This window comes from Streptococcus suis YS161, from assembly GCF_002760245.1.
GTDB lineage: Bacteria > Bacillota > Bacilli > Lactobacillales > Streptococcaceae > Streptococcus > Streptococcus suis_I.
Genome location: NZ_ASCA01000023.1, coordinates 1 through 10,257, shown reverse-complemented (window position 1 = coordinate 10,257; position 10,257 = coordinate 1). Strand labels below are relative to the sequence as shown.

Genomic DNA, 10,257 nt, shown 5'->3' with positions numbered 1-10,257 from the left:
ATTTCTCTGAGTTGCTCCAGCTTGTCATTGATATAGGTAACCTGCTTCTCTCGACTCATCGGTATTTTTTCAAACTGGGAATCTCCAATGACAATGGCATCATAGTCGCCTGTGATAATACGTGATACGAACTGCTTACGTTTGGCTTTGACAAAGTCCTTCTTGGTGGTCACATAAACTTTCTTAGTTGGGAAAAATTTCATGATTTCTTGACCAAACTGAGCAGTTAAACTAGACGGCACCACATAAAGTGGTTTATGTACCATTCCTAGTTCTTTCAACTTGAAACCAGCTCCAAGCATGGTCAAGGTTTTTCCAGACCCTACCTCATGGGCGAGTAGAGCTCGTTTTTCTTCCACAATCCGTTGAATGGCATTCTTTTGGTGGGGACGTAAGGAGATATTCTGGGCAAGTCCATCAATGGTTAAATGGCTACCATCATAGGTCTTTGATACTGTACGATTATAGAGACTGTTATAGGTGTCTTCAATCATCTGTTGGACTTCTGGATATTTTGCTACAAAATCTTGAAAGAGTTCTTGTAGGTGTGTTTCCTTGGCACGCAGGACTGTTGTTTTCTCCACATCCGTCACATTCTTTTTCTTATCCCCTTCGACAATTTGTTTTGTGATGGTTGGTTGATTGGAATTCAGGAGATTTTCAAATATTTTACGACCACTATTATAACGAGAACCTGGTACACCTAAACTCCTATCCGTTGCGTTGGAATAGGTATAGGCAAACTTAGATTGGTAAGTGATAACTCCGTCAATGGGACTGACTTCAAGGACTGTTGTTACTTCTTGGTCTGACAGTTCATAGGCTTTCCCCATAAAGGTTTCTTGGGCAAATTTTCCGTAAACAGACAAAGGAATCCAGCGTGAACCGATTCGATAATCAATGTCTGCTAAAGTAATGCGTGCTGGTTTGACTGTTTCTAGAAGTCCTGCATAATGCGGCCAGTTAAAGTCCTGATTGTCTTGTTTCACGAATAGGTCCACCACTTCTAACTTAGTGACGACATCACCTGACAGAAAGTCTTGGCGAGAAACATAGGACAGTTCCCCATTCAAATACTTCTCAGGATCAGGCATAATGAGGTCACCTAACTCCTCAATCAAGGTCATCTTCGATTCAACCTGATAGATAGACATCATATAAGCGAAATCAACACCACGTCCGTCAGCCAAACTGGAATTTAAGGCATCAAGGGCAGTATGTACCTTTTTAACCTCTTTTTCAGGACGCACTAGAGCCTTTTCAAAGGCAAGGGATTTAGTATAGATAACAGACTTTCCACTTGGATCTAGACGTTCATCTTCCAAACTAGCCAGAAGCGAATACTTATCATCACTATCAAAAAGATTGCGGTTCACTGTACTGTTTAAATACCCGTAGCGTTTGACAAAGCTATCATAGGTACGATTGAGTTTGCCTAACAAGTGGTTAAAGGTCTCCTTATCATAGTCATAATAGCGCTGAATGGCAATCACCTCTTGGTAGGCATTGCGAATATCGACCATTCCTTTGATTCGTGCCACTTCTTTATCAGACAAAGGAGCTTCATAGAAAACTGTCTTTTTATAATATCCCTTAAACTGACCACGTTTGGCTGCATCATCGGTCACATAAACATCTAGAGCAGTGCTATCAGTCACCTCTAAGCTAATAAATCTATCAATCTGTTTTTGAGAATGCTTGGTGTCCCATGCTTTGAAGTTGCCCTCTTCATCGACATAATAACTGATTTCTTCCGTCTTGGTCCCCACTCGAATGCCTTTGTTATCTCGATAGTAAACTGTAGAACCCTGGTAACCAAAACTGTACTGACCTAGATTTTCTCTAAGATCAGGTGGAATTGAGGTATCAATCACTTGTTTGGTCAATACATCTGGGTTAATGATGACCTCATTTCGATCAATCTCTCTTGGGGCCTTAACATGGTTTAGAGCAGTTTGGACACTGGCAATCAAGTTATCACTAGTTCCCTTAACAGAAAGTGTTCCACCGTTAAAGTTTCTAACCTCATAGGTTCCTAGCACTTGGCTATTGTATTCTCCATCAAAGTAAGGATTGAGCCAAATGCGACTATCCTTTTCATAACGAATGGAACCTGAAAAGGCTAAGTCATCTGTCACATATCCCTTGTTCAAGTGTTTCTGGAAGAACAACATATCCGTTGTAACATTCGTTCCTGCAATGGCCTTAAAGGTAGAGTCAGGCAATCGAACCCCTCCAAGAAATTCAGTTGTCTCACGAATATCTTGTAAGATGTTTTCTGTTCGCTTATCCATGGTTCCTGTGGAAGAGATAATCGCTACTTGTCCACCATCATGGACCAAATCAAGTGACTTTTTGACAAAGTAGTCATGAATCATATAAGGCTTATCGTACCTGTTATCCGCAATTCGTATATTGGCAAACGGCACATTTGAAATCACCAAATCAAAACTATTGTCGTTAAAAGCCACCGTCTCAAAGCCCTTAATTTCAATATGGCTATTCGGGTGAAGGTGCTTGGCAATGGCTCCTGTAATGGTATCTAGCTCTACGCCATATAGCTCACTCTTTTCTCTTAAGTGTTTGGGCATAGCCGCAAAGAAATTCCCTGTTCCCATGGAAGGATCTAGGATTTTGCCACCTGTAAAGCCGTCTCTTTCCAACTTATCCCACATCTGATGAATCAGGGCAGGGTCTGTGTAATAGGCTGTCAGGGAGGACTGTTTCATATCCGAATACTCTTTATCAGTGACTAGGCTTTTCAGTTCTTCTCGTTCCATAGAAAATTTTGGATTATAGTCATCAAAGAAATCATTGGCAAGTCCACCCCAGCCCACATACTTGGCAAGGAGTTCTTGTTCACTTAATGAAGCATTGCGGTGCTCTACTTCTAGATTTTTTACCAAACGAATGGCCGCAATGTTTGTCTCAACCTTATCTCTAGCAGTCTTTGGATAAAAGTCCGTCATATCTTCTGGAAAATAAAAGTCCGTTACTGGAATCTCTGGAATTGTTTCGACGACTTCCTCTTCAGGAATTTGATTATCTGATTCTTCAAGTTCAGTATCGTTATGACCTTTTTCTGAACCATCTGGTTCCAATAGTCCAATACTCTGAACTGGCTCCTCGTCCAGAAATGAAAAAAGGTTTAATTCTTGGTCCGCTACTTCTAACTCTGTTTGTTTTTCTGTCTTTTGCCGATGAAGTGCCTGACAGACTTCTTCCCAGGTCCTCACATAAAGAACTGGATTTTGTTCTATGATATCTGAAAAATCATTGACTAACTCAATCCGAATCAAACCGTTCAATCGAGCATCGCTGACCGATACGACCTCAAAGTCCTGTCCCTTATAGGAAACCAATGACCCCAGAGGATAAGTGTCCAATACTCTCTGGACTAGTGGATTTTCCGCAAATTCTCCATCAACTACTTCTTTTCCCTCACCTTTCTCTAGCTTGTTCTTCCAATCTCTGAGGGTTAAATCTGGCTGATTGCCTTTATCTTTTTCAAATTGCTCCGCGTCTTCTCTGCTTAAATCTTCATGTAAAAAGGCGTAGGCAGCTTGTCTCAGCTCTTCAATGGAAAGCTGACTGCCAAAGAAAAATTCAACCTTTTCATGAGTTAGCCCCATTTGGAGTAGTTCGGTCGCAAGGGCTAGTTGAGTTACCGTAGCTTTTGGATAACCACCTAATAAAGCAAGGTCCGAATTTTTCAAACGAAAACGACCTGCCGCATCCAATAAAATATCGACTTGGTCTGATTCAAACTGAGATAGTTCAATCCCTAGCTGAGTCAATTTTTCTTGATTTTCTATCCTAATGACTTGTCCAATTTTTTCTAATTCCTTTTCTTCGATTGTAGTCAATGTTCTTTTCAACTCATAGGGACTGCCATCAGCCTCTAGATAGGCGAGTAACTCCTCTCCATCAAAAACTGGTGTCATTTCCATCTCAGTATCAAAATCACCTCGTCTAAAACTTGGGACTTTGGAACGTTCATTTCGAATTTGGTCAAAATATGTTAGAATCTCAAATTTACGTCGTAATGACAACTCTTCATAGGCTGGCAGATGACTGGTTTTTCCTGTTTGAACATCCAGTTGAGATAAATCTACATCCAAACTAGCAATAACCAGAGTGCCCTTTTCTCGAAAAGATATTGCCTGCTGAACACTTGTTTTATGCTCATCAACAGTTTCATCAGCTCTTGTTTCAAGCTCAGGCTCGTAAGTCAAGAGAAACTGTTCAATATCTCGGCTGATCCGATCCGCTAAATTATTAGCCACACGATAAACATTGACCAAATTAGCTCCCCTACTCTTTTGTAATAGAGAATCTGGTGAAATAGTTTGGTAGTGTCCATTTGAGTCTAATAGTTGAAAACGAGTGGCCAGATTGAACAAGGCCACTTCAATCACCAAGTCTTTTTCAGACGTCGATAGTTTGTCAAGTTTTTGGAGACCAGTTTGGCCGAATACTTGTGTATAGGTCAATAGATCATGAGCAGTATCATAAGGACTAGCCTGAACAAAAGCTGAAACATCTGTCTCAAAGTGAAGTACCTGAACAGGTCTTTTGAATTCCTGCCTATTGGTCATAAACTGATAAACGAGACTATCCCACTCCTCATCAAAATGCTCTGCTTGGTAATATAAAAACGCTTCAAGCAAGGCTCTATCACGAGGAATGGTTGCTCTCATCATTTGTAGTAAGACTTCTTGATTCATTATTCCCTCCCATTTTAAAAAGGCTGAGAGTGTTTCTCAGCCCTTTGTGTTAATCTAGGACCAAGGCTCGTTGGTCTCTTTCTTGTGGAATACCATCCATTACAGTTGCCACATAGTGTTGTAAGAAATGACTTTTCTGGTCTAGTAAATCTTTTTGCAAGGCAAGGTGAACCAAATCTCCAAAATAATCCTGACTAGAAATAGCCAAGTCCTGTTGAATCATGGCCTGTAAGGTTTCAAGGCTAAGTAGTGAATAATCGTCACTATCCAAAACCTCATACTGTTCCAAGGTGTCTGAAAGACTATTTGAGGACATTAAATCCATAATAAAATTAGAGCCTTCACCTGTTCGGTACAACTTTTCCAGAATGTCAGTCATATCTGCCTGTACTTCATCCTGATAACTATCAACTTTAACTCGTAGCTCATCACTAATCAAGGATAGGTCATCCTCATCCATATAATCTTGATAAACCTGATTGAGGATTGTTCTATCAGAAATACTTAATTCCAAAGAGAGAAAGGCCTTGATAAACTCTTGGTAATCGACCTTCTCCATTTCAGACAAAGCCTCTTTCATGGTGTCAAAGTTCCAAGCCATCACACAACTCCTTTTGTGGGACTAGTGGTGAATGTCCAGATTGTAGCTCTTCTAAATCAGCTTGACCATCACCATCTGTGTCAACAGACTGCGGATTGGTTCCCAAAGCTAGTTCCTGAGCATCTGTCAAACCATCTTGGTCTGAATCCTTTTCATAAATAGTTTTTGGATTCATCTACTTCTCCTCCTTTTTCTTCAGTCCATAAGCCGTACCAAGTAGAATACCAGCTCCAATCAAGCCCAAAAGGGATTCCTGTTCCCCTGTATTTGGCAAAATGCTTGCTGGAACAGGCGGTTCAATAGTCTCAATTGGTGGTTGAGGTGGTGTGGGTTGATTTGGACTTGGTTCTTCAGGTTGAGGTGTATGTGTTACAACTGTATTTGAACTGATGACATAGCCATTCACTGTATGAAGATAGGTATTCTCCACCTGACCAGCCGCAATCCGTTTCATATGCAGGTAAACATCTGCCTGAAAGGCTGAATCATCAGAGACAGTCTCTAAGAAGGATTTATCAAATGAAATTGACACGAGGCCATTTTCTGTATCCACCTGTTGCAAGGTATATTTCGTAACCTCCGTTCCTTCTTTTAAGACAGAATCGTCTTTGAGGATGACATCCGTCATCAGATAGCTGCGATAAACACCATTATACTCATCATGCTTTTCATCATAGTTATCTTCAAAACCATATTCAAATAAATCAGTCGCACGATTGCTTGGAATCAAAGCTCCAACCAAACGATAGTTAAAGGTTTGATGCAAGGCCACTTCTTTCCCATCAAGGCTGTCATCTTTATGAGACAAGTCAATCACCACATCTTTTTGTGGGTCTAGTTTGGGAACATTATTAACCACTGTTTCCGTGACATAGGCCAAGCCAAAATCAATCTGATAGGCTGTATTTTCATACTGACCACCTGTTTTGGTCAACTCATTTTTTACCGTCATCGGAAGCGTGACAACTAAGGTTTGACCAGTCTTCACATAGGTCTCATAAAAGGTTTTGGGATCATCGCTACTAAGGACTTGAATGGCTCCATTAGGTATAAACTGACGTTTAGCCATGGCATCTTGAACAACTTTCGGAGCTTCTGACAAACTAGCGTAGGTGCTGACAGAGATACCAGATACACGATTGCCATCCTTATCCAAAACTTGAATGCCATCAGGATTTAGGGTAAGGGCTTCTTCTGGGTAATCGTCTACCATGTAAAATCCCTTGGCAAGAACATCATCCGTCACGACCATGTCCTTGTATTGACTGTAATCCAAGACAATTTTGTAATAATTGACCGTATTCGGAAGAACAGTCTTTCCATCAATTGAAATACCTTCTTGGTTGGTATTAGACTTCTGTGGAGTTACTTTAGGGACAAAATTGGTCACCGTGTTGGTTTCATAGGCTAGCCCAAAGTCCACCTGATAAGCCACGTTTTCATAAGACTTCCCTGAATTAAGCATGGTTTCCAAAACCGTCATCGGAGTGACAATGGTAATATTCTCCCCCTTGGTTACATAAGATTCAAAAAAGGCTTGTGGGTCCTCAGGCATGAAAACTTGAAAAGCTCCTTTAGGCTGAATTTTTTGTTTCGAAAGGGCTGCTTGTAGCGTTTTAGGAGCTTCAGTTAATTGAGAATAAGCCTTCACCGTGATTCCTGAAACTGTTTTGCCATCAGATGTGACAAACTGAATAGCTGCTTCATCCGGCAATAAAGCTTCTTCTGGATAATCATCCACAAAGTAAAAACCTTGTGCAATCTGAGAGTTGTCTGCTTTAATCCCTCGGTATTGGTCCAAGTCCCATGAGAGAGTATAGTGATTTTGACTTCCCACTAGCATGGGCTTCCCATTGATGTCCACTTTGTCTTTATTGAGGTTTTGTTTCTTGGGTTCTGGAGAAACAAGGGTGTTGGTCACTTCCTTGGTTTCATAGCCATTTCCAAAATCAACTTGATAAGCCTTGTTTGTATAGGTCTTAGTTTGACCATAGAGACTATCTTTCACCGTCATTTTGGTCAAAAGAGCTAAAGAAGTTCCTGTTTGAACATACTGGTCATAAAAGGCTTGGTTGTCATCCGGCAAAAAGACTTGAAAGGCACCTGTCGGTGTAATCTTAGCACGAGCTAATTTATCTTGAAGGTCTTTAGGGACTTCATTTAGTGAAGCATAGTTTTTAACCGTTATTCCTGATACCTTCTGACCATCAAGGGTTGTGATAGCCGTGCCATTTTCCACCACATCTAGCACTTCCTCTGGGTAATCGTCCACAAAGAAGAAGCCTCGTGCAATTGTCTCTTTAGCAGAACGATCTCCCTTATACTGGTCCAAATCCCAAATCAATCGGTAGTGGTTGGTTGTGCCAAGGGCTACGACCGTGTCATTAATGAGGACGCCATCCGCATTTTCATTGTTTTTATCTGGTGTAATGAGTGTGGTTGTCTCCCCATCACCTGGTGTACGAACCGTTACAACATTTGAAGTGACTGTGTAAGTATTGGTTGTGCCCTTGTTCAAAAGGAGTTTGTAACTATTGGAATAGGTTGCCCCATCATTTTGAACAGAACCATAGAGTTTTGGAGCGGTCAATTGATAAACCTTGGTTAAATCTTTATTTACCTCCTGCAACAAGTTTTCCTTTGCGGTTAAGGTCACAAAATTCTTAGTCTCATCAAAGCTAAGGACATAGTTTCCATTCTCTTTTTGTGTTGTTTCCTTATCAAATAGGTAACCAGCAGGCAAGTAGTCCTCAAAAATGAGACTAGTCGTTTGGGCACGATTGGGCGATAAGGCATCAACTGTTAAGGGATAAATCACCGTTGAATCTTTTGCGACAGTTTTCTCATGAAGATTAGCTTGGTCACTATTGACCACTTCTTTCATAATCTCTGGAGTTGTCGTCAAACGGTACGCATGATAATGGACAGTTGGTACTTGTGGTGGCGTTGGAAGTTCTTTTGGAATAGGTTTGATAGGTAAGGTTACCTTGGTCAAGGTCAGACTAGGCTGCACTACTTCATCCAAAGGCTTTGGGGTGAAGGTTACAGGCTTTTCTGGTGTAAATGTTTTAGGAGTAAAGACATCTGGTGTTACCGTAATAGGTTCTGGAATGGGTTCAAGTTCCACTGTTACATGAGGTTTGGGACTATACGGTGTTACTGTACGTGCCACTGGTAGGGTATTTAAGGCGAACCAGTATGACAAGCCAACATTCTGTGGCATATCGCCTTGCCCAAAGGTGACTGTATAGGTATTGCCTGATGTAACCGTTGAGACAATAGCTCCTTTATAAGCATAACGACTTGATGTGGTATCCCATTCCTCAGGTAAATTCAAATCACTTGCACGGTTGGAACCCAACGAACGGGCCAGACCTTCATTAGTCACTTGAACGGTTGAACCATTAATCGGCACAAATTTCCCAGAAGAATCTTTGACATATTCTAGACCAATGTCATTATGATTGAGGGAAGAATGCGTGAAGACTCCTGGTTTTTCTTTGGAGAAGGTAACTTGTGAACCGTCTTCCAAGAAATACTTAGCAACTACACGAAACTCCATCTTGTCTGTTCGCCAGTCACCATTTCCGTCATTTCGATAGGCAATAAAGCCCTCTGTGGGATCATTTGGTACAACCAATTTCACGGCATCGGTTCCAGCTGGTGATACAAGGTTGGTAATATCGTAAGTCACTCGACTAATCTTTTTACCATCAAATCGTGCATGTTGAAGATTTTGATAGCTAAAACTAAGAGTCTCACCTGTTTTGAAGCTGTCATAGACAAAGAATCCTGTGGAATCCAAAATTCTTGAGTAGCCACCCAGCAAAGCATCGCCAGTTGAAATGATTTGATTAGGATTTCGGGTATTGGCTCCATGTTGTGCTTGTGGCTCACCGTTATTGAGATTTAGGGCTTGAGCAAGGGCTTCAGAAATATAACCTTCTTCACCTTTTGAAATCTCGGCCAAATCACGTTGATAGCGTTCCAATTCTTTGGCATTATAGGCATCAATCGCTTCATTCTCTTTTCTGGCTGCGACTTCTTTTTCTTTATTACGTTTGGTAATAGCTTCAATCTCGGCAGCACGATCTGAAACTAATTGTTGTTTCTCCTGATTAGCTTGATCTACTGCGGCTTGACCTGCACGGTTTTCAGCATCAACAGCTGCTTGACCAGCCTGATTACGCCTTTCAATGGCTTCATTATCTGCCTTTACCTTAGCAAGTCCAGCTTCATTTTCCTGTTGAATGACCTGATTTTTCGCAACAATATCATCTGCCTTTGTTTTCTTTGTTTGATAATCCGCTACAGCTTGTTCGTTAGTTGATTGAATGGTTTCAACAGCCTTGCCATAGTTTGTATAGTCTAGTACAGATGTCCCATTTCCTGATGAAACTACTTGTTCATTTACTGTCACATCAGCATCTACATACCGAGTTTTTAGGTCATTGACTTTGGTATCAACCCAAGCATTTGTCTCTTTACCAGTTTGGTTGGCCTCTTCGTAGGCCTGTGACAGCACCTCATTTTCCTGTTCAATGCGTGCTTTATTTGATTCGTATGTCGCTTTGTCAGCTTTGTAGGTTTCAGTAACTTCATTGATAGCCACAACCTGTTTTTGGGCATCTGCTTCAGCTTTTGAAATTTGTTGGTTGGTTTCTGCCGCAGATCTTGTATTTCCTAAATCCATTGGACTATCTTCAACCGTAGAAACACCTTCAGCCGTTGCCTCTTCAACTGCTTGTTTTACCGTATCATGTGGTACGGTGACTGCAATTGCACCGTTAGATTGTCCAGTTGACCCTAAACTTTCAGTTTGTTCAGATACAGGGTTTGGTTGTGTTTCTGGTAAATTCGTGGCTGGATTTTCCGTTCGTTGAATGGCGGTGTCAACTGATGATGTGACTTCATCAGCATGTGCAACCG

The 10,257-nt window shown here is 41.2% G+C and carries 4 protein-coding genes; all 4 read right to left on the bottom strand.

Annotated elements, in window-relative coordinates; translation table 11 throughout:
- A partial coding sequence (locus SST111_RS03500; protein WP_099810036.1) for an N-6 DNA methylase occupies window positions 1–4,727 on the bottom strand: 4,727 nt, incomplete at its 3' end.
- Window positions 4,728–4,776: 49 nt separating this feature from the next.
- The gene (locus tag SST111_RS03495) at window positions 4,777–5,328 is read right to left on the bottom strand and encodes a hypothetical protein (protein WP_000312468.1); all 552 of its coding nucleotides are present in this window, start codon (window positions 5,326–5,328) and stop codon (window positions 4,777–4,779) included.
- Window positions 5,312–5,503, bottom strand: a complete 192-nt coding sequence (locus tag SST111_RS03490; RefSeq protein ID WP_001068448.1) for a calcium-binding protein — start codon at window positions 5,501–5,503, stop codon at window positions 5,312–5,314. The genes SST111_RS03495 and SST111_RS03490 overlap by 17 nt, the downstream gene beginning before the upstream one ends.
- Window positions 5,504–10,257 (bottom strand): SspB-related isopeptide-forming adhesin (locus tag SST111_RS03485; protein WP_099810035.1); only part of this gene is annotated, 4,754 nt, incomplete at its 5' end.